Origin of the sequence: Flammeovirga sp. SJP92, from assembly GCF_001583495.1 — a bacterium.
Lineage (GTDB): Bacteria > Bacteroidota > Bacteroidia > Cytophagales > Flammeovirgaceae > Flammeovirga.
The window spans coordinates 64,418-89,846 of record NZ_LQAQ01000093.1; the positions used below are offsets into that span (position 1 = coordinate 64,418).

General features: G+C 34.3%; 16 protein-coding genes. 7 read left to right on the forward strand and 9 right to left on the reverse strand.

The genetic code is table 11. The features are described 5' to 3' along the window. Positions 1 to 11: 11 nt before the first annotated feature. From AVL50_RS21070 to AVL50_RS33090, 3 genes are all read right to left on the reverse strand, one after another. A complete protein-coding gene (locus AVL50_RS21070; protein ID WP_157491474.1) occupies positions 12 to 860 on the reverse strand; it encodes an SDR family oxidoreductase in 849 nt (282 codons plus the stop codon). A 67-nt stretch (positions 861 to 927) separates the two neighbouring features. Then, positions 928 to 1,509 carry a Crp/Fnr family transcriptional regulator gene (locus tag AVL50_RS21075; RefSeq protein ID WP_062618463.1) on the reverse strand — a complete coding sequence of 194 codons (582 nt, stop codon included), beginning with the start codon at positions 1,507 to 1,509 and terminating at the stop codon, positions 928 to 930. Positions 1,510 to 1,623: 114 nt separating this feature from the next. Next, positions 1,624 to 1,794 carry a hypothetical protein gene (locus tag AVL50_RS33090; RefSeq protein ID WP_157491475.1) on the reverse strand — a complete coding sequence of 57 codons (171 nt, stop codon included), beginning with the start codon at positions 1,792 to 1,794 and terminating at the stop codon, positions 1,624 to 1,626. 258 nt (positions 1,795 to 2,052) lie between these two features. Between AVL50_RS33090 and AVL50_RS21080 the strand changes: the two genes are divergently transcribed. Beyond that, a complete protein-coding gene (locus AVL50_RS21080) occupies positions 2,053 to 3,258 on the forward strand; it encodes an aspartate aminotransferase family protein (protein WP_062618464.1) in 1,206 nt (401 codons plus the stop codon). A gap of 231 nt (positions 3,259 to 3,489) precedes the next feature. Here the strand turns inward: AVL50_RS21080 and AVL50_RS21085 are convergent, their stop codons facing one another. Beyond that, on the reverse strand, positions 3,490 to 4,176 hold the full coding sequence (locus AVL50_RS21085) for a YjjG family noncanonical pyrimidine nucleotidase (protein ID WP_062618465.1): 687 nt from the start codon (positions 4,174 to 4,176) through the stop codon (positions 3,490 to 3,492). A 293-nt stretch (positions 4,177 to 4,469) separates the two neighbouring features. On the opposite strand from AVL50_RS21085, the gene AVL50_RS21090 reads away from it, so the two are divergent. The 4 genes from AVL50_RS21090 to AVL50_RS21105 all read left to right on the forward strand — a co-directional run bounded on the left by AVL50_RS21090 (position 4,470) and on the right by AVL50_RS21105 (position 12,721). Next, positions 4,470 to 5,789 (forward strand): dihydrolipoamide acetyltransferase family protein, encoded by a 1,320-nt coding sequence (locus AVL50_RS21090; protein WP_062618466.1) that lies wholly within the window; start codon positions 4,470 to 4,472, stop codon positions 5,787 to 5,789. A gap of 717 nt (positions 5,790 to 6,506) precedes the next feature. Continuing rightward, on the forward strand, positions 6,507 to 6,896 hold the full coding sequence (locus AVL50_RS21095) for a hypothetical protein (RefSeq protein ID WP_062618467.1): 390 nt from the start codon (positions 6,507 to 6,509) through the stop codon (positions 6,894 to 6,896). A 281-nt stretch (positions 6,897 to 7,177) separates the two neighbouring features. Further along, on the forward strand, positions 7,178 to 11,833 hold the full coding sequence (locus AVL50_RS21100; protein ID WP_082795946.1) for a T9SS type A sorting domain-containing protein: 4,656 nt from the start codon (positions 7,178 to 7,180) through the stop codon (positions 11,831 to 11,833). 489 nt (positions 11,834 to 12,322) lie between these two features. Continuing rightward, positions 12,323 to 12,721 (forward strand): hypothetical protein, encoded by a 399-nt coding sequence (locus tag AVL50_RS21105; protein WP_157491476.1) that lies wholly within the window; start codon positions 12,323 to 12,325, stop codon positions 12,719 to 12,721. A 77-nt stretch (positions 12,722 to 12,798) separates the two neighbouring features. Here AVL50_RS21105 and AVL50_RS21110 read toward each other — a convergent pair whose 3' ends face one another. Then, positions 12,799 to 13,374, reverse strand: a complete 576-nt coding sequence (locus AVL50_RS21110; RefSeq protein ID WP_157491477.1) for a hypothetical protein — start codon at positions 13,372 to 13,374, stop codon at positions 12,799 to 12,801. Between the two features lie 680 nt (positions 13,375 to 14,054). Here AVL50_RS21110 and AVL50_RS21115 point away from each other — a divergent pair. After that, positions 14,055 to 14,453, forward strand: a complete 399-nt coding sequence (locus AVL50_RS21115) for a hypothetical protein (protein WP_062618471.1) — start codon at positions 14,055 to 14,057, stop codon at positions 14,451 to 14,453. Between the two features lie 195 nt (positions 14,454 to 14,648). Next, entirely contained in the window at positions 14,649 to 17,024 is a 2,376-nt protein-coding gene (locus AVL50_RS21120; RefSeq protein WP_062618472.1) for an erythromycin esterase family protein, read from the forward strand. 72 nt (positions 17,025 to 17,096) lie between these two features. On the opposite strand, the gene AVL50_RS21125 is transcribed toward AVL50_RS21120, so the two are convergent. The 4 genes from AVL50_RS21125 to AVL50_RS21140 form a co-directional block, all read right to left on the reverse strand. Beyond that, a complete protein-coding gene (locus tag AVL50_RS21125) occupies positions 17,097 to 19,838 on the reverse strand; it encodes a T9SS type A sorting domain-containing protein (RefSeq protein WP_082795947.1) in 2,742 nt (913 codons plus the stop codon). Between the two features lie 582 nt (positions 19,839 to 20,420). Beyond that, complete coding sequence (locus AVL50_RS21130; protein ID WP_062618474.1) at positions 20,421 to 21,530, reverse strand: alpha/beta hydrolase-fold protein; 1,110 nt, start codon at positions 21,528 to 21,530, stop codon at positions 20,421 to 20,423. A gap of 122 nt (positions 21,531 to 21,652) precedes the next feature. Beyond that, entirely contained in the window at positions 21,653 to 23,515 is a 1,863-nt protein-coding gene (locus tag AVL50_RS21135) for a hypothetical protein (protein ID WP_157491478.1), read from the reverse strand. 390 nt (positions 23,516 to 23,905) lie between these two features. Next, positions 23,906 to 25,423, reverse strand: a complete 1,518-nt coding sequence (locus AVL50_RS21140; protein ID WP_062618476.1) for a RagB/SusD family nutrient uptake outer membrane protein — start codon at positions 25,421 to 25,423, stop codon at positions 23,906 to 23,908. Positions 25,424 to 25,429 lie beyond the last annotated feature (6 nt).

Consider the following 25,429-nt stretch of genomic DNA (forward strand, 5'->3'; position numbering starts at 1 on the left):
TGTGGGTGTAGCTAAAAATCGCTTACTTTTTGATTAAAAAAATCTTCTAAATGTTGTTCTCCATATTGGTCCGCTATAATATCAAACGCCATCAATGTGAGGAAAAATTCAATGGGACCATATACTTTAGAAGAAGTAAAAGTTCTTATAACAACAATGATCATTCTTCGAATCCAATCTGGAAGATGGACAATTTTCACTTTTTTGTTCCAAGCTTTTAAAGCCAAAGCTGACAATTCATTTTGAGTAAAAATATCAGGACCACCAACTACTACTTCCTTTTCATTGGTATCCATTTTATCCACACATACTTTGGCCAAATCTTGACCATGAATAGGATTGAGTTTGAAATTTCCATTCCCAAACAGATAAACCGTTCCTCCTTTGGCCATTTCTAAGAAATCAGTCATATCTGAGAAAAAACCGTTGGGACGCATGATAGTGTAATCTAAACCAGAGCTTTTCAAAGCATCTACAAATTTCTCTTTGGCTTCAAAAATTTTCAAGAAACGAAGTTGATCTCCGCCAATCGCTGAAACATACAAAAAGGATTTCACATGAGTTTGTTTCGCTTCATTTAGCAAATTCATATTTCCCTGAAAATCTACATCCATATACGTCATTCCATCTTTCTGACGAGTGATACCAATAGTAGAAAATACCCAATCGATATTATCTGTAATACCTTGTAGAGATTTAGGTTGAGTAACTTCACCTATAAAAAAGTCATCGATTCCATTAAACAGCTCTTTTTGATGCTCTTTTCGGATTAAAACTCTAACCTTGTGATCTCTTTTTTGGAGCTCTTTCACTAAGTATTGACCTAAATACCCAGTGGCTCCTGCGACTAAAACATTCATGATTTAAGTTGTTTTTTTTTGATATTCCAAAGGTAATACCTCACTTTATGAATGCTCTTGACGATCGTCAAGAATGCTCCTTCCTGTAAATTCTTGCTTTTATTCTGCTCAATGTTTCTGGTGATACACCTAAAAAGGAAGCGATATATTGTTGCGGGACTCTTTGAACTAAGTCGCCTTTGGTTTTCAACAAGTCTTGATAGCGCTCTTCTGCGGATTTTGTGATAAAAGAAGCCAATACTTTTTGATAAGTGATCAACTCATTTTCTGTTGCCACCCTGGCTATAATTTCTAGTTTTGGAAAGACGTCAATTAGTTTTTCAATATTCGTTTTCGTAAAAATATAAATTTCAGAATCTTCTAAAACCTGATAATTTTCTATAGCAGGAACATTATAAGTATAGCTTTCTCCTGCACAAATAAACTGTCCTTCTGTATAAAAGAAAGCTGTTTTGTCATTTCCATCAACATTATAAAACAGCCTTACACAACCTTTGGTCACAAAATAGATTTCATCAGAAATTTTTCCTTCTGTAAAAATCATTTCCCCTTTAGCATAAGTTCTTTTGAAAATTGCCTGTTCTAATGTTTTCTGCTCTGATGAAGTGAGAGAAGTATAAGTTTGTAATTGATTTAGTAACTGTTCCATATCTTACTTTTAATGAAAATAAGGTACAACAACAATTTCACACAAAAAAAGAGCAACAATAAATTTCTTTATCATTGCCCTTCTAAGCTATATATTTGATATCTGAATGACAGATTAATTGTTATCTTCTTCAATTGGATTTTCTGGAAGCGGAACACCAAAACCTGGGTCTACTTCCTCATAAACTGGGTGTTCTGGTTTAGGATCAATTGGTTCAATATCGTTACTTTCAGAACATGAGAACATAAACATCGCTAAAACTGCAGGTATAATAAACTTTTTCATAATAGTATATTTGTTTTAATGTAGACAATAATAATTTGTAGTAACTCTCTCTTTTTAAATCACTTGTAAGAGTTGTTACAGTATATAAAAACGCCTTTCTCACCGCTTCGATTTCCCAAAAAAGGTCAAAAAGTATCCCAAAAAGACCAAACCTGTTTTTATCTCATTTCTCAGTCCATTTTCAAAACCTTTACTGTTTAGAACTATTTAGTTTCAAGCATTTACACTGTTGTGTATCTTTGTGAAAAATAGAACTACATGGATATTTCAAATAAATCGAATAAAGATATATTCTTTGAACATCAGGCACAGACTTCTCCTTATCCATTAGGGATTGAGGTGGATTATGCCAAAGGTGTTTATTTATATGATAAAGAAGGGAAGTCGTATATGGACTTGATTTCGGGGATTGCAGTCAACAACTTGGGGCATGGTCATCCAAAATTGATTAAAGCGATCAAGGAACAAGTAGACAAATACTTATTTGTAATGGTATATGGCGAGATGGTACAGAAACCTCAGATTGAGCTGACTAAAAGCCTTTTGTCTGTTTTACCAGATCAACTCAACAGTACCTACTTTGTCAATTCGGGAACGGAGGCCAATGAAGCAGCATTAAAATTAGCTAAAAGATATACGGGAAGAACGGAATTATTGAGTTTCAATAGATCTTACCATGGCAATACGCACGGTTCATTGAGTGTTTCTGGAAATGAGGTGAAGAAGAATGCGTTCCGTCCACTTTTGCCAGATGTTCGCTTTATTAATTTTAATGTAAAAGAAGACCTACAATATATTACAGAGAAAACGGCAGGTGTCATCGTTGAACCTATCCAAGGGGATGCTGGTGTTCGTATTCCTGATATTGAATACATGCAGGCTCTTCGTGATCGATGTACTGAAGTAGGTGCTCAATTGATTTTTGATGAGATCCAAACAGGTTTCGGCAGAACGGGTAAGTTCTTTGCCTTCGAACACTTTGGCGTTGTTCCAGATATTTTGACTATCGCGAAAGGAATGGCTGGTGGAATGGCCATGGGTTGTTTTGTTTCTTCTGCTGAAAAAATGAAAGTCCTATCACATGATCCTATTTTAGGTCACATTACTACTTTCGGTGGTCATCCGGTTTGTTGTGCGGCATCTAATGCGGTGATTAATATTCTAAAGGAAGAAAAGATCATTGAAGACGTTGATCGTAAAGGACAAATCATTGAAGATCGATTGAAATCACATCCAGCGGTAAAAGAAATTCGTCGTAAGGGTTTGATGTTTGCCATCGATATGGAAAGTTTTGAGTTAGTCAATAATGTAGTGACCACTTGTATTGAAAAAGGAGTGATCACGTATTGGTTCCTTTCTACCCCTTATGCTTTTAGAATTGCTCCTCCATTGACCATCACCGATGAAGAAATTCATAAGGCGTGTGATACGATTTTGGAAGCGATTGATGTGCATTATTCGTAAATAACCAGGTGTTTTTTGGTGGTTCAGCGGGGCACGTAGGGGCAGACCTATGTGTCTGCCCGCTGTAGGTTTAGTTTTATATATAGTGTATATAATATGTTTTCTCGTGGTTCGGCGGGCAGACATGTAGGGGCAGACCTATGTGTCTGCCCACTGTGGGTTTACGTTTTATATATAAATGTATATAATATGTTTTCTGGTGGTTCAGCGGGCAGACACGCAGGTCTGCCCCTACAGGTGATTCAATATTTCATCTAATTTCCTGACCTCAACGTCTGCTTCTGATTCACCGTTTCCAAAATAAATCGTTTTTAGACCGAAATCTTTCGCACCTTTTATATCCGTCACTGGATTATCCCCTATCATCACTGATTCTTCTTTTGAGGCACCTGCTTGGTCTAAGGCATATTGGAAAATTGCAGGGAATGGCTTTTTGGCTCCGCATGACTCTGAAGTCACGACTACCTCAAAGTACTTACCCAAACCTGTAGAGGATAATTTGATGGCTTGTGTTTTATCAAAGCCATTGGTGATAATATGTAATGCATATTTCTCTTTTAATGCTTCTAATAAAGGTATCGTCCCTTCCATCAGATGGGGTTTTGTAGGGCAGATTTCTAAATATTCATCACCGATATTGGGTGGGCAGTGTTTTACATCGATACCTAATTTTTCAAATACCATAGGGAATCTTCTTAATCGGATATCCTCTTTGGTGACTTTATCAAAATTATAAAGGGCCCATAATTCGTGATTCGTCGTTTTATAGGCTACTAAATACTCTTCTACAGAAGTACCCAGTTTTCCGATTTCATATTTTTCAAATAATGCGATTAAGGTCTCTTCCGAGTTCTTTTCAAAGTCCCAAAGGGTGTGATCTAAATCGAAGAATATATGTTTGATCTGTTCTTTATTCATTGCTATATATTAAGGTGTAGACTTTCAATAAAGCATTAATTATGCAGTTTTGTTCTACTTTACGATTAAATATCTTAAATAATTTGATGATTTTAATCTATGAAATGAATTTCAGAATGTTTGGTTTAACGACAATTTTGAGGGTTTTCTAAGAATTTTTAACAATAGAATTTTAAAATGACCTAATTTAATTTCTTTTAGTGTTATTTGAACACTAATTTTTTAACTACACTTTTATTACCTTTGCACAAAATCATTGTTTTCAAGAAAGACACAAGATCAACTAAATATATATGGCACAAGTAGAAATGGTTCTTCCTGCAATGGGAGAAGGCGTTATGGAAGCCACAGTTTTAGAATGGCTAAAACAAGAAGGAGACACAATTACATTGGATGAGTCTGTAGTGGAAGTAGCTACTGATAAAGTAGATACGGAAGTTCCAGCAACAGTGGAAGGTGTAATCAAATCAATCTTAGTTCAGAAAGACGATGTCGTTCAGATTGGTTCTCCAATAGCTATTGTTGAAACGGAGGGCGGAGACGATGCTCCTGCTGAAGAACCCCTAAAAGATGTTGAGGAAGTGGCACAGACAATTATGTCTGATATCAATCAAGCAGCTTCTTTTCCAACTGAAATTAGTGCAAAAAGTGGAAATAGATTCTATTCTCCATTAGTAAGAAATATTGCGAAGACTGAAGGTATTTCACAAGAAGTTTTAGATTCAATTCCAGGTACTGGAAAAGATGGCAGAGTGACTAAAGATGACATCTTGTCATTCATTAAAGATGGAGCACCTCAATCTGCTTCTGCAAAAACAGCAGCTCCAGCTCCTGTAGCTCAAACTTCTGCTCCGGCACCAGCTCCAAAGGCTGTTACGCCTCCTCCAGCTGTTGCTTTAGACAATGGAGATGAAGTGATCGAAATGGACCGAGTGCGTAAGATGATTGCCGATAGAATGGTAAGCTCTAAGCACACTGCTCCTCACGTGACTTCTTGTGTGGAAGCTGACTTGACAAATGTTGTGCTTTGGAGAAACAAACACAAGGAAAGCTTTAAGAAGAAAGAAGGTGCCAACCTTACTTTTATGCCGATCATTATCTCTGCGATTGCCAAAGCGATCAAAGAATATCCAATGATCAACGTACAAGTGGATGGTAGCAATATCGTAGTGAAAAAGGATATCAATATTGGTATGGCTGTAGCAATGCCAAACGGTAACCTTATTGTTCCTGTCATCAAAAATGCGGACCGCTATAGTTTAAGCGGATTGGCCATTAAGATTCAGGACTTATCAATCCGTGCTAGAGAAAACAGATTGAAGCCAGACGAATTACAAGGTGGTACTTACACAGTATCTAACATTGGTTCATTTGGTAACACAATCGGTACGCCTATCATTCTTCAACCACAAGTGGCGATTATGGCTGTAGGCACAATCAGAAAGAAACCTGCTGTTATTGAGACGCCACAAGGTGATACAATCGGTATTCGTCAATTTGCTTACTTCTCTCACTCTTATGATCACCGTGTAGTAGATGGTGCTCTTGGAGGTATGATGGTAAGAAAAGTTGCAGATATATTAGAAGGCTGGGATCTAAACCAAGAAGTTTAAGCTGTTGAGCATTTAAAATTGGGATAAGTTGGATTATTATTTTTAAGTCTAATCAAGGCAGAATTGAAGAGCATAGCCGAAGCTACGTGATGATATTCTAACGCAGAGTAGGCTAAAAAAGAAAATCCAATACTCACGATTTTAATTGTTCAATAGCTGAAGTAGTATTATTCCAAGTTTTCAAATTCTAAAAAGAGGTGTTTTCTATAATGAAGACACCTTTTTTTTCATTTATGAACACTACTCTGAAAAGCTGTATCCAAAAGCGGACACTTTTATGAAATCCATAATTAAACTACCATTAAATAGCCTAACATTGCAATATAAATAATTATTCAACTTAAAAAATATACATATTTCAAAAATTAGATCATTTCTTACAGTTCTGCTAACAAACAACACCAATCAATATGCACTCCCATTCCATTATCGAAATAATTACACAAAAAACAATGGTGATCATGATCATTTATTCTGATTTTTTATTGACCTAGGTCAACATTCAGAATATTATTCTGTAATAAAAAGAGTAATTCGTACGTTTATGAACACATTGTTCATTAAAAGCACTGTTTTAAGTATGTATTTTACACTTAAAACACCCAAACCAGCAGCAAACAAACTCTATAACAGCAAGTTAACTTCTTTTGGCACATGATTAGTATTATTCTAAGCATCAGACAAAAAAATAATTGCACTTTAAAATATATAGCTGTTATGAAAACTTTAAAATATTTCTTCGCATTCATCTTCGTAGCACTTGTTTCTTTAAATACAACATTTGCAACTAACACAGACAACGAAGACGAGATTACGAAACTAAGAGCTTCAGTAGAAAACGCTGACAATTGGTCTACGTATGCTGATGCAGCAGAAAGATGTATTGAGTTAAAGACTAACCTTAGCGAAGCTTACGTATGGTTAGAAACAGCAATTCAGATGGCTCCTAACGCTAGAAACTACGAGTTGAAAGGAGATTATCTAAAACTAAATGGTGCTAAAGACATGGCTGTAGAAGCTTACAGACAAGCCATTTTGAAAGGATTAAACGACGATACTTTTGACATCCAAAATGTTCAAAAGAAATTGTTGAAGCTAACAAGATAAGTAGTTAGCAAAAAGATATAAAATAATTAATTGAATTGAGCTAGTATTAAATGCTGTTGGAGCTTTCCGACAGCATTTTTTTGTTTGTCTATAGTGTGATGATAAATCAGATCAACTATAAATAAAGGTTCACATCAATGATGTTTTATTTGTTACATTGTTTTTCATTTGTAAAACATTGATTCATAATTAAATTTATACTTTTTAAAACACTTAAAGTAAGATGACTCTTTTCAAAACTTTTTGACAAGAGATGTTGCGAACTATTATTTTATCAAATCATGAAATTAAAATACTTTTTATTTTTGGGATGCTTCATAGTGTTTCATTTCAACTATGCTCAAGAAATCACTAAACTAAATGATGAGCACAATACTTCAACAAACAATCTTACAACCGAAGATGGAAGGCTGGAAGAAAATAACTTCCAAAAACAGATTCAAAAAGACTCAGCAGAAATCGATTCAAAAGCACAAAAAATTAAATCGTTTACTGCAAATGAAAAACATGATCAGATAATATCTTCGTATTATAATGATTTTTTACGAAAAGAACAGTTGAATCATTTTCAATTGAAGTATGGAATAGATACGATTGATATTTCAAGTAGAGAAAGAGGTACTAACCCAACTAAACTGACTTTCTCTGAAACCAAACTCCCTAATCAACTTACTAATTCATTTATTGAACATGTAAAATTGGGGAAAGAAAAACTTTTAAAAGATAGACAAAACTGGATTAGAACGCACCTTACGTACAACAGCCAACTATTAGAAGATGAGCAGAAAGTTTTTAATATCTTATCTGAAGAAAATATAGATATTAATAAAAATGAAGTGATTGGAAAAAGTGGCTCAAGATTACTCATAGAAGATGATATCGTACTTCTATTTGACTCGACGATCTGGTACAAGATTATTTCTTCAACAGATTCAATCCCAACTCAGAAGATGTATAGAACATTCAATAGTAACAATGATCAAATCTCTTATCAAAATTATGTACTCGATGAAGAAGATAATTGGTATATCAATGACGAAGCTGCATTTGAGTATAATGACGATGGACAATTAATTAATAGTAATAATAAGGCTATTAGAGAAGGAAAGCTTGTTACAGTTTCTATATCAAAATTCACATGGAAAAGTGAATTAGAAGGTATTGAAGAAAGGTATGAATATGACGATTTTACTCAACAAATAGAAAAAAAATATAGGAGAGAATTCAAGTATCATAGTCTTTCTAATCCAATCGAAATAAATATTGATTATGAATACAATAGCTTTTATGATTTTGATGCAAATTTACAAGAATATTTAGGATCCCTTAAAGATGAATATACTTATGATGATAATAACAACTTAATCTCTAGAAAACATTATTATTGGAGTAAACAAACTACGGATTGGGTTCTTTCTGATTTTATTGAGTATGAAATAGATAATAATGGCCGACTAATTTCAACAATTGAAAGTTATAGTAATGCACTAATTACTAATTTAAAAAAAAGAAATAAAGAGGTCGTCAACTATGATAATAATGGAAATCAAATCTTATATGGACGATATAAATGGAATGAGTCTCAACAAGATTGGATAGGTTTACAAAAATCAACATCTGTTTACAATGATCAAAACCAAGTTTTATCAAGAATATATTTCTCTTGGTCATCTGAAAAGAAGAAATTTATACCAACTAATAAGAATACTTATAATTACACTAATGAAAAGCAAACTTTAGTTGAAAATGAGGTTTATGATCAAATAGATGAGAGCTGGAATAAAAATTACAAATATATCTATGCTTTTGATGAAAATGGGTATAACACTAAAATAGAATATTATGTTGGTAACAATAATAATGAATGGAAACTAGTAAGCACCGATACTTCTACTTATGATGAAAAAGGACGTTTAATTTCTAAAATTGATTTCCGTGAAGACGAAGGATATCAATTCAATATCAGTTATGATTATACTGATGACAATATGACCAAAGAAATTATTCAAGAATGGGATCAAGATCTAGAGAAATGGGTTAATCAACAACAATATTATTATACTACAATAGTTAAAGATAATGCTTCAACATGGATGATGAGTGACTGGAATAATGAAAAGGAGCAATGGGAATTTAATCGTAGAATTGATTTAACTTATGATAATGATGGAAATGAAACCTCTAAAAAAACATATACCGGAGCTATAGATAACTGGGAGAAAAATGGATATACAACTTATGAATATGATGAATATGGTAGTGTAACAAAAAAACAGGAATTTAAACTAATGGATAATGATTGGTCCAATGAAGCTTATTCTACAGATATTTTTCAATTTGATTATAAAGGTAGAATCCTTTTAGAGGAAAGAATTATTCCATCGAATCCAGATATCAGCTATAAATTTGAATATGAATATGCACCTTTTAAGGATTATGAAACCGTTAAAATTCACTTATACGGTCTTCCCAACAACTACACCTCAGGCAACAAAATAGAACAAAAATATTATAATTCTTATATGCTATATGAGTATATCAATAATTATAAATGGGACGGAAAAGAATGGAAAGGTAATTATAGACATGAATATGCTTACAACGATTTAGATAATTTTATATTTAGTAAAACACTATATAATTTTGACGATGAACAAAATATGACTGGAAATCAATATTTCTATAAATACGATACCTCCGGAAATACTGTACATAGTCTATCTCAAGAATTCGAAAATAAAAAATGGATCAATGTTTCAGAAAGAGAGTATGAATATAATGAAAACAACAATAAAATATTAGAATTATCTTTTTCAAACTGGGATGATGATAAAAAAGAATACACTCAAGGTTATAGAACTACGAATGTATATAATGAAGATAATGATTATATTAAAACTACTACACAAAAATATAATAATGGAAGTTGGTCAAACTCGAATAAGAAAGAATATGAATATATAGATAAAAATATATTTAACATTACAGATTATTCTTATAAAGAGGATTATTGGTTAAAAAATAGTCTGTGGGAGTATAAGTACGATGAAGAGTTATTTATTGAAAAAGAGACTTACCATAATATTACTTATGCAGGAGAAACTGAAATATCAACAAAAACAACTGAAAGAATAACCTACTTCGCTTCCCCCAAAAAAAGATCAAGACTGAAAGAATACTATAAAACTCTTTTAAATAGTTCAACTAATATTCACGAAATCTGTAATCAATTTGAAACATTCAGGAGCACTTATAATCTAAAAGAGGAGTTTGATGGTTATGTTACTCAAGATCATTCTTTATTTATAAAAGAAGACTCTGTAAATAATAATCTTACCTCTAGAACTTACTATTCAAATAATGGTTCATATAATTCTCCTAATTGGGTTCCTATCGAAAAGTATGAATATGAAAACTCCAACGGAGTCCAATCGGGAATTACTCAATATATTTATAATGGATCTACATTTGATGCCGTCATAAAATATAACCAAACCTACTCTGAGGAAGATGAAGTATACACCTTTTTTAAATATGAATACAAAAATGGCGTCTTTGAAAATAAAACTAAGAACGAATATCAGCTAGACAACGAAAATCAGTATATATTTCTAGCTACATATCATTGGGATAGTACTCATGAAAAATGGAAAGGTTCTTTGAAAAAAGAATATGAACAGTCAGCCAATGAGAATTGGTCTTCATACGCTCAATACATTTGGAATTATAAAAGTGATGAATGGATTGGAGAATATAAAAAAGTTGATAAAGGAAATAGAATTGAATATGCTGAGTGGGATTTTAATAACAAACGTTGGTTATTTACCCACAGTGAAACAACAACTCAGAAAGGGGAACAAACTATTTATGAAAATGATGTTTGGTTTAAAAACGAATGGATACCAAACTATAAAACTACAACCTCTGAAATTTCAGGTAAAAAAGTAATAGAAACGTTAAGGTGGATTAATCAAAAATGGAATAAATCAGCCAAAATAACTAGCTATAAAAATGTAAATGGTTTTATAGTTACTGAGTCTGCTGAAGGCATTAATGGTGAATGGAAAAATAAATCAAAAGTAATAGAAATTAAAAATATGTCTGTAGATACACCAAAAAGAGAGGGCTGGCTTACAGAAACAGAATATTTCTATTGGATAGAGCAAGAATGGAAAGAAATTGAAATAATAGAAATTCTTAGTGGTCGGGTTGAAAACTTTTATATTGCCTTTTTTGAATTTGATAAAGCCGAAAATAAATATTTACCTTCACATAAATATGATCTATCGTATAAATATACATGGAATAACGAGCTTGAAGATTGGCTTGGTATCAGATCAAATTCAAACACAATCTCAAACATTACTAAAAAATGGAACAACGACACTCAACAATGGGAACTCTATGAAAGAAAATCAGACTTCTACTCTCCTGTCATTACTTTCAATATCCCAGAGTCCATTCCATTTAATCTAACAAACCCTACTTATACATTGGATATTGTCACTACTGCACCTGGCTTGAGTGTCACATCTTCTGTTGAATCAGTTGAGTTCGATGGTTTAGAATTAAAGTACAAAGAGAGTGGTGTCGTTGATTTAGTGATATCTACTCCTGCAGGGGTCACCTCTGATGGAACTCCTTATACTGCCCGTGAGTTGAATACAAGTTTCACTATTGAGGAAGCTTTGAGTATTGATGATGTTGTTTTAGAATCTCAAATTATTGCTTACCCTAACCCTGCTTCAGATTTTGTAAAAATAATGGCACCTTCTGGAACTGTTATTTCATCTATTGAAGTGATTACAAACCAAGGAGCTAAAATAGATACTATAAATGCTTCTATCATTGATGTGAGAGGATACAGTAATGGTATATATTTTTTAAGAATAAATACCAACAAAGGAATCATCTCAAAACCATTTATTGTAAAATAAGGTTTTGATATTTCTCTAGTTTAAAAAAGTTCGATTGGATGTTTTTCAATCGAACTTTTTCTTTTTAAATATGAAATGCTCTGTAAACTAAATTTTCGTTATTTATTACATTTAGAAATCAGGAGATTTCTGATGATTTGAAGGGCACGAATGACGCTTAACATTCGCGCCAGTGGGTAGGAGTGGAATTTAGATTTTGACTTCTAAGCCTAGATTTTTTGCTTCGTTTTTCATCAATGGAAAAATGAAGAGGAAGTAAGCTTGGAAGTAGAACATAAAAAGCTTGTAAAAATGTCGATTGAAAGTTGACAATGATTTAGTTTAGAGAGTAATACTAACATTTCATAAAATATAGAGTAAAAACCACACTTAAACCTTAACAAGTCTTATTTAACCAACTGATTAACAGAAATTAAATATACATTTTCAACTTTTAAATGAACATGACCGTGTATATAATCGAAATAAAAACACTAAAATTATACAGTCATGAAATCATTAAAACACACTTTAGTTATCGCATTAATTGCTACATTTTCAGTGGGTTCTTTATTTGCAGGTCCTGCAGACAATGAAGATATTGAAATTAAATTATTGCGTGAATCGGTTGAGAATGCTTCTGCTAATGATTGGGCGGCCTACTCAAAAGCAGCTGAAAGATGTATTCAGATGCAGAGTAATTTGAGTGAGGCATATGTGTGGATTGAAAAATCTATTGAAATTGATGAAAATAGTGCAACTTTAGAAGTGAAGGGAGATTACCTCGCTTTAAATGGATTAAAAGATATGGCGATTGAAACCTATAATAAAGCAATTTTGGAAGGAATGTCTGAAGGAAAAGATATTGAAAAATTGCAATGGAAAGTTTTAAAGTTATCACGCCGTTAGAATATTATAAAAATATAAAATTACAGCCTTCAGGAATTTAAACTGAAGGCTTTTTTTGTTCTCAATAACCGCTATTATTATTCGAATATTAACTGCTTATTGGTTGGAATAATTTCAAACAACTCATCCCAGTAGTATTCATTCCATAGGAAAGACAATGTTTCATTTCTCAAATCTGGAATATCATTGTCTCCTTGCGTCATAAGGCTCAGGATTGCTACTTCGCTTTGGTCATCAAAAATGACACTCATAGTTTCTCCTTTCACTCCTCTATGGTCTGCATCTATTAGCGTATGATTCAATTCATGAGCCAGTAACTTTAATCCTACTCCATAATCAATATCAAAAGAACGACGCTGCATTTCTCTCCATACTTTTGAATTGTTGTAAACGGTCAGCTTACGGCAATAAAAGCAAGCTTTGGCCAATACTTCCGGATCATTGCTTTCTTCCACAAAAACATCAATGGATTTGTGATGTAAAAGTATTCCTCTTTTGGAAGCCTCTTCTAGATATTTGTCTACATAAGGTTTCAATAGCACTGCTTCATCGCTGTTGTAACGGACCTCTAAATCTTCAGGTGCTACGTTAAAATCAATCAGGCTACAAGAAGCCAATAACAGAGATAATAGGGTGTAGATAGTAGTTTTCATTTCACGTGTCGAGTTAGTTGTTGTATAGGGTAAACCTTTTACTTTGTGTATATAAACACTCCATGTAAGGACTTGTTTAAAAATATAATTAAAAAAAGTCAGAAAAGCTTGAAATCTGACATTTTTCAGAGCACTGCAATCCATTTTAATCTCCTCTTTTTTGAAGGATGAAATGGTCAATTCATAGTCAAATTTGATGCATTTTTCAAAAGCGTACACTTTACATTAATAAAAAACGAACATCATAAACAATTAATGATTTGATAAAAAATATTGATATAAAAAATTAATATTTACACATTTACTAAAAAAACACTCTATTAATTATAAATTTAATAATTATCATCTTTTCTTTTTAATAAGTGGTAAAAAAGGAAGGAAGAGCCAAAACCACTCACAGAATAATAACAACGTATTTTACATATAAATCAAAATATAATTTCAAACAAATGTAAATAAACAACTTAGAACAGAATTATATTTCGATAAATTCATTAAAAATGACCGTTTATGAACATATTGTTCAAATATGAAATAAAAATTATGTATAAAATACACTTAAAAATACAAAACAACGACATAAACAACTAATTAGCAACAAGTTAACCAATCTTGGCAAGCCTTTAGTATATAGTAAAGCATAATTCAATGATACAAGAAAACACAAAACATATATAGTCATGAAATCTTTAAAACAACTTCTAGTTCTAGCGTTATTTGCAATCATCACTGTAAATCCTACATTCGCTAATCCGACTGATAACGAAGATAACGAGATTGACAAATTGCGTGCAGCTGTTGAAAATGCAACAGCTACTGACTGGGCTGCTTATGCTAACGCTGCTGACAGATGTATTGAATTGAAAACAAACTTAAGCGAGGCTTATGTGTGGATTGAAAAATCAATCGCAATCAATGAGAACGCTGAAAACTTAGAGATAAAAGGTGATTACTTAGCATTAAATGGTGCTAACGAAATGGCCATCGAAACATATAACAAAGCGATCTTGGCAGGCATGTTTGCTGGAGAAGACGTTTCTAAATTACAGAAAAAAGTATTGAAATTGAATCGTCGCTAAGGTATCGCTATCACATATTAATTATACTAACACGAACGATAGATCAGGCCTTCAAGTGAGAACTTGGAGGCTTTTTTATGTCTAAAAGCTACTATAACAAAGTATAGACTATATTTCATACTTTTTTAAGAATTCAAGATTAATCTAGTATATTGTCATACAAATTAAATAAAATATAAAACTAAATTCATTTAAATGTTTTTCTCATTTATAAAACTTCAATCAACTGTACTTTATATTTTTTTGTTCATCGCCATTACAAATGTATCTAATGCTCAAACCCAACATCCATTTTTCTTTTATGACACATTAGATTATCATCAATTTGATGCTTTGAAAAAAGATATTGGTGATGCTCAAATCGTTTTGCTTGCTGAACCCGATCATTTTCATGGAAATATTTTCACTGCCAAAATTGAAGTAATGAAAATGCTTCATGAAACAATGGGATTTGACATGATTATTTTTGAGAGCGGTTTTTATGGCCTCAATAAAGCTCATGAAGCAATTGAGAAAGGTGAAAATAAGAAATGGGCTTACACTAATTGCATTTTCCCAATTTGGCATACTCAAGCTGAATTCCATCCTTTTATGGATTATGTAGTCAATAACTATGACAGTATTAAAGTAATGGGGATGGACAATCAAATCAGTGGATTTAATATTGAAAATGCTTTTAGAGAAGACTTCTCTCCTTTTTTTAATTCTGTTACAGCGTATCAGGATTGGTATAAATACATCGAATTTATTTCAGAATATCATTTCCCTGAGGAAGAAGATTTAGAAGGGTTCCTCCAAAAAAACAAGGAACTTAAACAAAGAATCCTTGCGTCTTCAGTTCCTCAAAAAAAAGATCTAGCTCAAACAGTTTACTTTATTTCCGAAACCGCTAAAGACTATTATTACAATAAAGTAAATTTCAAATCAATGGAGGAGTTTAAAGCCAAAGACAGTAACATCAGAGACCGTTTAATGGCTGAAAACACCCTGTACCTTATGGAAAAGTATCCTCATAAGAAAATGATTGTATGGGGAGCTACTGGCCACTTGATGAATAGTATAAGAGGAACAAATGAGGGATTGGATGCATTTTCCCCAATGGGAAGCTACGTTAAAAAGAAGCTGAAAGATCAAGCTTATATTTTAGGTTTTACAGGAAAAGTAAAAGGTGACGATGAACTGCCTACTATTGAAAATGAGTTTTATGCCACCTCTCGTCCTTTTGGTTTTTTGCCTCTTTCCACTTCTGAGGTGATCAACAGTTCCATGATCGGTACAGTTGACAAAGAGAATATTCAAGATGTTGCTACAGATTGGTCTAAAGTAGTAGATGGGATCTTCTTTGTTGACGCTATGAGGGATGGTACGGCTAAATTGTATAACTGTGGAGAAAGTGTCTTTAATACTGAAATAAATATTCAAAATGACACACTACAGACCACCTACTCTTTTGAGCTCCAAAAAGAAGAAAAAGTAGAGATTCCAAGTCTTTTTTTCAAGGACAATGCTAGTTTCAAAAAACAAAAAGGCGTTGTATATGACAATACAACCAAAGCTATTATCCCCTATGCCAGTGTTATCACCACTGATTCCAAAAGAGGTACCGCATCAAACGAAAAAGGGCAATTTGTTATTGCCATTCCTTCTAAAAAAGACTCTATTGTGATTTCATCTATTGGATATAAAACAATCAAAATTGCTCCATCTAACAATGTTGTAGAAATCTACTTAGAGCAAAAAGTAGATGAAATGACTACATTAACTATTTCTTCTGAACCTATCACTGCGAAAGGAATTCTTAAAAAGGTAATTAAAGCAATTCCTGATAACTACAATCAAGAGCCTCATACAAAAGTATTTTACAACGAATTTATTTATACTCCTTTGGGAACAAAGGACCAGAGGTTCTATAAAATGGATTTTGAAGTATATGATAAAAACGGATATAAGCCAGAAATGATGTTTCCTATGCGATATACAGGTTTTAGAAAGGTGCTCAGAGCCTCTTACTGCCCTTTAGATGCTGTACAAAATGATACCGTCTCTTATACTGTTTTAGATGCTGAAAATATGAATAAGTTTGCCTTTGGGAATTGGCTTTATGGTTCTGACATTGTCAATGTGCGAAATAATAACTTTTTAAACAGAAGTAAAACCTCTAAATATGATTTCGAATTCTCGGATGTGATCGTCAAAGATGGAAAAGAAATTTATGTGCTAAAATTCTCTACTGAGGAAACAAGTTTCCGTTCAACAGTTATATTGGAACCTAAAATTTTTTACGGGACTTTATATATTGATGCTGAAAGCTATGCCATTCTTGAAGCAAAATATTCAGTGGTGCATGATGTTGAAAGACTTAGTCATTACTGGCCTTATACCAAATATCCGCTGAAAGAACTTTCTTTTAGTGATCAAAGAGTAGTTTATAAGAAACAAGCTGACGGATTCTATTACTTAAGTGAATTTTTTGCAGAAACAAACATTCCTGATAAAGCATCATACAGCCACCTTATACTTAATGAAATTAAAATAGGAGAACGAGAAAGAGAAGAAGGTTTATCAAATTAGTTTCCCAAAAGAATAGAAATAGCGGGCCAGTAAATTCGTTTTTACTAGCCCACTATTTTTTTTGATGCAGATCTATTTATTCAAAAGAACTTTCTTCACTGTAGCATTGCCATTAACATCAAAAAACTTCAATAAATACACTCCTTTTTCTTGATCGCTGAGTGATATTTTTTCACGAGCACTATCTAAATCAACCGATAAAACTTCTCTTCCTAAAGCCGTGTAAATGGTCAAATGATGGTAATCTTCTGGCTTTTCCAGGTTGATAATCCCTGTACTTGGATTAGGGTATATTTTGAGCTGATCAGCCTGCTCTAAAAACTGTTTTCTTTGATTGCTTTGTGATAAATAATAGCTCCCTTTTTGAATAATGTAAGCGATGTCCTTTCCTGCTTGCAAGTTTTGAAGGCCAATCACAAGCTGTCGGTTACTTCCCAATACTGAAGCTTCATTTTGCATTATTCCTGTGGTGGTATTGAAAGAAGTTACATAATAGAGTTCATTGTCTACACCACTGATGGTCATGTTCGGAGATCGTGTTGTGGTTGATTTATTGTAAAAATAAACGAACAATTTATCTCCTGCTTTTACTCCCATTTTATCAATATTATCATTGCCTGTGATGGTCAATGTCTGCTCTTGATCATTCATGGCATTGAGCATTATGTCAGAGTAAGCTGATACAGAAGTCAATTCATCATTAAAACCTTCATAAGTAAAATCTTCCCACCACCATGTCATAGGTAAAATGGGCGTTGGCTGGAATAGTGCAGTCCATAATCCTCTGTGAAATGACTTTTGGTAATCAGCCATCGTTTGTGAAGTGGGAGCTACCCAATCATCCGCAAATTCTCCTGCTACATAAGGTTTATTGTATCGATCGGTAAGCGTTTGAATGGCTGAAATTACTCCTTCAACAGGGCCGTAAGGGTGACTTTGGATCAAATCCAAGTTGGGTTGATGAAACATATTATTGATCTCCGCCCCCGTGATACTTGTGGTTACAATATGATTGTAAGGGTCAATGGATTTCAAATAAGTACTCATCTCATTGTGCCATGCTTCGATGTCATTGGCATTAAAGTTCTCGTCTCGAATCAGGTTGTCCACCTCATTGAATAATTCAATGGCTCCAATATTTGTATGATAACCCCATCTTGCAATGATATATCTTAATCTGTTTTTGTAAAGCTGTTTGGCACTTTCATTCGTGAAAAATGCTTTATGATCAGAGATTGGACCTCCATTACCTGAGTAATAATTATGATCCCACCAATAATTGTTTCCTCCCCAATAGTCGGGTTCTTCTAATAGTGCTCCGTGATAATCCAAAGTCAGCATGATGTAAATTCCATTTTGAGAAGCCTGATCCAACATCCAATCCATTCGAGCAATGGCAGATAGATTGTAGGTTTCATTTCCATCGGTGTATCTTCCAAAGTCTGTCTTTTTCCATTCCAATGGAAGGTTCCAAGGGCACATCCATGTTCTAATGAAGTTGGCATTTTTACTTTTCATCTGCTGAAAGAAATAATCGTAGGTGAAAGTTTGATCATCTCCTAAATCCAAACGGGCTTCCCATGCGAAGTTCTCTCCTATTCCTCTAAACTTACGATCTGAATCAAACTTCAGATTATAAAAAGAGGCCTCATTGGTATGTAAAAAACCATCGTTGTAAGAATTGTTGACTGTAAAAGTATAAACACCGGAACGTTGTGAGTTTTGCGTTTTTTCCACATCTACCACCAGCTGATATTGTCCTGTTTCCTGGGGTGTGAATCTTCCTTTCCAAAGGGAATTTCTAGAAACACCTGAGTAATAAAAACAAGGGACTACCAACTCTTTTCCGCTAGGAGTGATCAAGACCATATCCGTTTTGATGTTGTTGGGGTTGTAGGGATCTGAATATCGCGCATTCAATTGAATATCCACTTCCAAATCATCATAGAGGTTCATGCTTGTTTTCTGCAAACTGACAGAAGTGATAAAGTTTCCGTTACCCATGTTTTGGGTTGTAGCATTGACAGTGTTGCTTTTCCCTGATTCGTTCCCCACCAAATCATAAGCACTGACGGTAAAAGTGTAATTGCTATTCGCATTGAGTTGTGATACCTCGAAGGAAGTGGTGTTAGAACGACCTACTTCTGTATTGTTCTTATATATCACATAACCTATCACTCCTACATTATCAGAGGAAGCGTTCCATTGGAGGGACACACTTTTGGAAGAGGTTTTGGTGACAGATAAACTTTGTGGTTGTGTTGGGCGAGTGGTATCAACGTTTTGTTTTGCTTTTACAAAGTCATCTAAATACCATTCAACTCCAGCAGTAGTGGAAGTATAATCAAAAGTGATGATCATTTTTCCATAGTTTCCATTGGCTATTCCTGAGAAGTCAAACGTTAGCTCTTCCCATTGATTGGTGTTTGATGGGGTGGCATACCTCGCAACATAACTTCCTGAAGGACCGTCTTCAAACTTCATCATTATGGTTCCAACCGCCGATGTTCTGACTTTGAGTTTGTAAACAGGATAGTTCTCAAAATCAATTTCTTCTGAAAGGTTCAATGAAAGAAAATCCCATTGGTAAGCTGTAGATACAAACTTTCCTACTTGTGATGATGAGTTGACAGCATCTTGACTGGGATTGTTGACGGTGGTGTAACTTGCATTGTTACTGGCTTGAAAGTTTAAGGTGCTTTGTTCCCAATCGGAAAGGAATACTCTTTGGTGAGCGTTGATTTCTAAATTGCAAAGTGCAAGAAGAAGAGAGGTCATCAATAAAAATTGAACCTTAGTAGTAATACATTTCATGTGCTAGTTGATTTAAGAAGGAATTGGTGAAGGGATTTGCTGTAAACTAATCTATCGTCACCTTTCGAGGTACTACTTCCAAGCTTCTTTCACCCACTGGCGCGAATGTTAAGCGAAAGCGTCATTCGTGTCCTAATGATCATCAGAAATCTCCTGATTTCTACAACAAAAAGTATAAGTAAATTAGTTGACAGTGTAAATAAGGTATTTAAGAATTGAGTTCCTAAAGTGGTTTTATGATGGTTCGTGAGCCACAAGGCATTGTGGCTCTACATAACGATACCTTTTCAATTTAGCAATCCATATCAAGTGGGAGTATCCTCCTGTAGAGACGCAATGCTTTGCGTCTCACGAACCACTGCACGGACCACTTTTATAACCAATATCATTCTTCATAAAAGTACCAATTACATTATCTGCATTCATCCAAATCCTTAAGTAATAATTTATTTCAGTGATGAACCATTTATACGGTTCAATGTTCCTAGTCACAAGATCTTAGAATTTAGTGCTTTAATCACATACTATTTCATTGATAATCAATACTTTTTTGAAGATGAAAATTATGCTCCATATTTATTTTTAATCATCAAGGTCTTTGAAAAGTAATGGAGCAATCATCAATAAATTTTCTCTCCAAACTTTATAAGTATGTCCTCCAGAAGTGGATTTAAATTGATAAGAAATACCTGCTTTATCAAATAGAGCCAGCGTCTCCATCCCATTATCATAAGCATGATCTTCTTGTCCTCCTTGTGTAAAATAGAGCAACTTATTATGCTTATTAAAACTGTTTGAAATTGCTTTAACTTGTCGCTCTCTTAACGCTTTATCATCCACAATTCCTCTCGCTTTTTTCCAAGTATCACTTAACCACCATCCAGAGCTTAAAACCCCAACATAATCAAATTGATCAGGATGATACATAATCACTTCTAAAGTTTCCAACCCGCCCATAGACAGTCCAATAATTGCTCGTTGAGAAGATGTTGTTTTTACTTTATAAGTATACTCAATAAATGGAATAATATCGTTGATTAATTCGTCTTTGAATATAGGAACCCTGCCCAATATGTGTTCTGTTTCTATTGTTCCATTTGGCATTACAACCACCATCGGTTCAATTTTACCTTCAGCAAGTAGGTTGTCTAAAATGTTACCAGTACACCCTGCGTTAGACCAAGAAAGGTCATTTCCACCTCCTCCATGAATCAAATATAAAACAGGTAATTCTTCTATTGATTTTTCATACCCAAAAGGAGTCCATACATGCAGTCTTCTTGTTTCTTGTAAAGTACTCGAATAATAGTATCGTTTTGACAATGCCCCATGTTTCACATTTTCCTTTAAAGAGTAGAAATTTTCTTTCGTTTTCACCTCAAAAGTCGGTGTACTTTCTCTCATCAATGGTGATTGAGGATCAACTACTTTCATTCCATCCACCTCAAAATAATAAGTATAAATTCCATCTTCAACATTATACCAAAAGCCTTCCCAAACGCCAGTGCTATCTTTTATAAAATCTACTTTATCCCACTTATCATACGATTTTAATTCAATGTGACTCGCATCAGGAGCATAAATTCGAAAAGCTACTTTTTTATCAGGGTAAACTTCTGTTGAAAGATAATTTTGAGCAATTAGTTGATGGAATATCAAATTAAATAAGAAGGAAATAAATATTTTTTTCATTGGAATAGTTTTTTAAAAATAAGGCACTACCCAAAACATTGAATAGCGCCCGATAGTATGAAATGTTTAGTTAAGAGAGACTAGACTTACTTCTCTAATCTCTCGTTCACCTTTTATTGAAATTACTTATCTGTAATTCTATAGTAAACCTCTCCGATTCCATCAACATTAAATTTGATTTGGAAATCAAAATCTCCTTTAGAGTTCCAAAGGTTTGTTTTAGAATAAGTGATAGTTCCACCATCTTCTGTATTGATCACCATATTTCCTACTGGAGCACCCCACTCTTCACCTGTTACAGTGTAAGTAAATGTACCTGATTTGATAGTATACTCACCTACATCAAATGTTCCATCCGCTCCGTAGTCAACCGTAATTTTACCAGTGTATACCTGATCATTTTGCTCAACTTCTGAGAACGTAATTACATCGTTATCCGCTGCTTGTGAATCACTATAACGTTGATGTCCTTGATCGTCATCACTGTTCCAATAGTAAGTGTTCAATAACACTCCTTCTCTGGCAGTCCATCTTCCTTCAGGGAAAATACCATCAGGATCTGGCGTTGGGTCAACAGGAGTTTCACCGTCACATGGTTTAGTCCCTACAAAGTTTCTTACAAATTTGTACCAGTGAGCCTCTTGGTCACTTCCTGCAAAACCACCATTAAATTTTAATGTGAAATTATCCGCTCCGCTACCTTCTACAGCGTTTGGTACTTCAAGTTCAGTACCGTCAGTAGCAATAAATTTCATTGTCCAGAATTCTCTACTTTCTGTATTATCTGGGTTTTGTAAGATTTTTAATTCGAATGTTCCGCTTTCAGGGAAAACTACCCAATCAGTACCGTTTCCGTTGGTAAGGATACCGTCAGCCCCTGCCAAGTATTGGAAATCACCTGATAAAATACCTGTTGATGTATCGAATGATTCATTGCTGAAACGTAAGATATTATCATAATCATCGCAGATACCAGCATCTCCACCTGGCCAGAAACCAATGTCCTCAATTCCCCAGTCACCATTTAATGAAATTGGCGAGTACTCTGGAATGACAGGATCTTTATCCTCTTCCTCTTCTTCATCTGGAAGTTCCGCACCTTCACGAATGATAGTATACCAAACTTTTTTACCGTAGTTTAATTCCAACTCATTGTAATTACAATCCTGCCATCCTAATTCATAAGCTTGCGGTTCAAAAGCCAATTGGAAAATGGAGAAATCTTCAGTGTCTTCCCATTCAATTGGAAGTGTGGTTTCTGTAACTCCATCTTGGGTTAATACAATTGTATTGTTGGTTAGATTCAACACCCAATCAAATTCACCTTGAGGCATTCTTCCATAATAAGGAGCGTAATCAAGGTCAGCACCTAAACAAGCACCTTCTAATACAAATGTTTCAAACTGACTATCTGCACCAGCAGAATAAGTACCCGTACCATAAAGATTGCCCACTTCATCCACACCAACAGTCATAAATTCTAGTTCATTGTCAGTAGCCGCACCAGCTCCAGGTAATGTCCACTCTACGTCTTTTACACCTTCCCAGCCCCAGCTTTCACCTTCGCCGATAAAGTAATGGAATTCCATAGGCTTACCTACTTTCCACTTACCCTGTAGTTTATTATCAAATGACTCTACTGTCAATACCCAATCTCTTACATCACCTGTTTCTGAAGTCACTTGATACGTAAACGTTCCAGAAGATAAATCTACGGCTTCACCTGAAGCAGGATAAATAGTAGCACCATAAGAAACCTCTATCACAGGAGTAACACTAGTAAGATCCATACCGTCTATCACGTATATGGTAAAGTCACTTTCATTGGGTGTCCTATTTATTTCTGCAGGACCGATTTGAAGGCCATCAATAAAATAAGAAATGATGGCTCTTTCACTTGTCAAAATCTCATTGGGATTATCAGGCTGACAGCCCAACATGCCCATTAAGCAAGCGATTAGAAAGAAGTTTTTTATATTTTTCATAAGCTTGAAATTTTGTCGAATAGATTATGTGTTTCGTCAATCGTAAACTATTAAATGACGCTTTTATCAACTTTAAAGGGACTACTTCCAAACTTCCTCCTTCTTCATTTTTGCCTTGAAACAAAAACGAAGCAAAAAATTCAAGGCTTAGAAGTCAAAAGCTAAATTCCGTTCCTTTCACCTAAATGATTTTAAACTCGCTACGCTCAAACAAGAAAATCATTCTTTACGGCTCAATACATGAAATTCTTAACGCTTTTCCCTTCAATGCCGAGGAAAGAACTACTCAACTAGGAGAGAAGTATTCCAATGGCACTAACATTAAGCAATTGCGTCATTAGTGTCCTACTAATTTTTGACGATCAGCAGGACACCTGAATAACAGTTATTTTAGTTGATTTCAGGATTCGTATCCACTTCAATTAATGGAATATCAAAATAATAAATACCTGAAGTCATTGGCTTACCGTACTGGTCTCCCAATACTTTTTCCATACTGTTGGTTCTTCTAAGGTCAAACAAACGCTTCCCTTCAAATGCCAACTCTCTACCTCTTTCTTCTAAGATATAATCTCTGAATTCCTGAATACCCATACCACCAGCAAGTGGCGATAAACCTGCTCTTCCTCTGATTTGATCCAATAACGCATAAGTTTCTGAATTAGGTCCTATGGCTTCACAATACACCATCATAATATCTGTATATCTTAAGATTGGTGTATCACAAGTAGCTTGTTGCCCAACCATATCAGGATCTAAATATTTCATTGGGAAAGTAGCTTGAAGTCCACCTCCAGGATAAACTAATTCTAAGTCAGCGCCATCATTTCCACCTTCAGGAATTGTAACCTTATTGACAATCATTTCCAGCGTACCTCTTCGGTCACTTTCTTCATAATTGGCGGCAAAGTCATCTTCAATCCAAAGGTGTTCCCATCCACCACCGGGAATTGTTGTTCCATTAGGCAATACAACTTGTGGAGCACCTTCTGCCCATGGCATAAAGAGCATTGGCAACTTTGTATACTCCCCTTCAATCAAACCGCCTCTATCTGTAGCAGATACAAAAATGTGTTCTCTTGCAGTGGCTCTGTTGGATACATTCCAAGTTTCCATTAAATCATTCTCAAAAGTATATGTAGATTGATCTTGGAGCACTTTCTTTGCGTAATTCGCCGCTGATGTATAATTCTCATCTGCATTACTCACCCATTCATAACCTTGCACTCCTGTATTTTTTGCAGAAGCCATGTGTAAATAAACTTTTGATAAAAGTGCCCATACTGCCACTTGGTTTGCTCTGCCATATACTCTTTCTGTAGAAAGAACCGCTTCAGCCTCTGTCAAATCTTTGAGGATAAAGTTATATACTTCCTCAATAGAAGATACTCCTTTATTCACTTGATCTACTGATGACACTTGCTCTTCTCTGATGATTACCTCTCCAAAAAAGCGTACTAAATTGAAATAGTGCAGTGCTCTCAAGAACTTCGCTTCACCTACAATTTCCTCTCTGCGTGTATCATCCATTTCTGGAGTATTCGGCACGTTTTGGATTACAGCATTAGTTCTGTTGATGGCTAAGTAAGGATAACGCCACATATCCTCCACAATCTTATTGTTATTCAACACTTCCAAACGGTCTAATGCATGTTGGTCTGCACCTGCGTCAGGCTTGATCGTTAATGTTTCCGTTGGTACTTCTGTTGCAATGATAAAGTGCCTTGAATAATACTCAATATCAGAGTTAACAGAATAAGCATATACTAGCGCAGACTCGGCATCCGCTGCTGTTTTGTAAAAATTATCATTGGATAAGAAACCGTATGGGTCCTCTTCAAGGCTGCAGCTTGAGAATGCTAATGCTGCTGCAGCCGAAAGTAATATTTTTTTGATCGCTAATTTCATTTCACT

Excerpts from the sequence above, each read along its gene's own strand:
- AVL50_RS21070 (WP_157491474.1), bottom strand. The coding sequence starts at position 860 with ATGAATGTTTTAGTCGCAGGAGCCACTGGGTATTTAGGTCAATACTTA.
- AVL50_RS21075 (WP_062618463.1), bottom strand. The coding sequence starts at position 1,509 with ATGGAACAGTTACTAAATCAATTACAAACTTATACTTCTCTCACTTCA.
- AVL50_RS33090 (WP_157491475.1), bottom strand. The coding sequence starts at position 1,794 with ATGAAAAAGTTTATTATACCTGCAGTTTTAGCGATGTTTATGTTCTCA.
- AVL50_RS21080 (WP_062618464.1), top strand. The coding sequence starts at position 2,053 with ATGGATATTTCAAATAAATCGAATAAAGATATATTCTTTGAACATCAG.
- AVL50_RS21085 (WP_062618465.1), bottom strand. The coding sequence starts at position 4,176 with ATGAATAAAGAACAGATCAAACATATATTCTTCGATTTAGATCACACC.
- AVL50_RS21090 (WP_062618466.1), top strand. The coding sequence starts at position 4,470 with ATGGCACAAGTAGAAATGGTTCTTCCTGCAATGGGAGAAGGCGTTATG.
- AVL50_RS21095 (WP_062618467.1), top strand. The coding sequence starts at position 6,507 with ATGAAAACTTTAAAATATTTCTTCGCATTCATCTTCGTAGCACTTGTT.
- AVL50_RS21100 (WP_082795946.1), top strand. The coding sequence starts at position 7,178 with ATGAAATTAAAATACTTTTTATTTTTGGGATGCTTCATAGTGTTTCAT.
- AVL50_RS21105 (WP_157491476.1), top strand. The coding sequence starts at position 12,323 with ATGAAATCATTAAAACACACTTTAGTTATCGCATTAATTGCTACATTT.
- AVL50_RS21110 (WP_157491477.1), bottom strand. The coding sequence starts at position 13,374 with ATGAAAACTACTATCTACACCCTATTATCTCTGTTATTGGCTTCTTGT.
- AVL50_RS21115 (WP_062618471.1), top strand. The coding sequence starts at position 14,055 with ATGAAATCTTTAAAACAACTTCTAGTTCTAGCGTTATTTGCAATCATC.
- AVL50_RS21120 (WP_062618472.1), top strand. The coding sequence starts at position 14,649 with ATGTTTTTCTCATTTATAAAACTTCAATCAACTGTACTTTATATTTTT.
- AVL50_RS21125 (WP_082795947.1), bottom strand. The coding sequence starts at position 19,838 with ATGAAATGTATTACTACTAAGGTTCAATTTTTATTGATGACCTCTCTT.
- AVL50_RS21130 (WP_062618474.1), bottom strand. The coding sequence starts at position 21,530 with ATGAAAAAAATATTTATTTCCTTCTTATTTAATTTGATATTCCATCAA.
- AVL50_RS21135 (WP_157491478.1), bottom strand. The coding sequence starts at position 23,515 with ATGAAAAATATAAAAAACTTCTTTCTAATCGCTTGCTTAATGGGCATG.
- AVL50_RS21140 (WP_062618476.1), bottom strand. The coding sequence starts at position 25,423 with ATGAAATTAGCGATCAAAAAAATATTACTTTCGGCTGCAGCAGCATTA.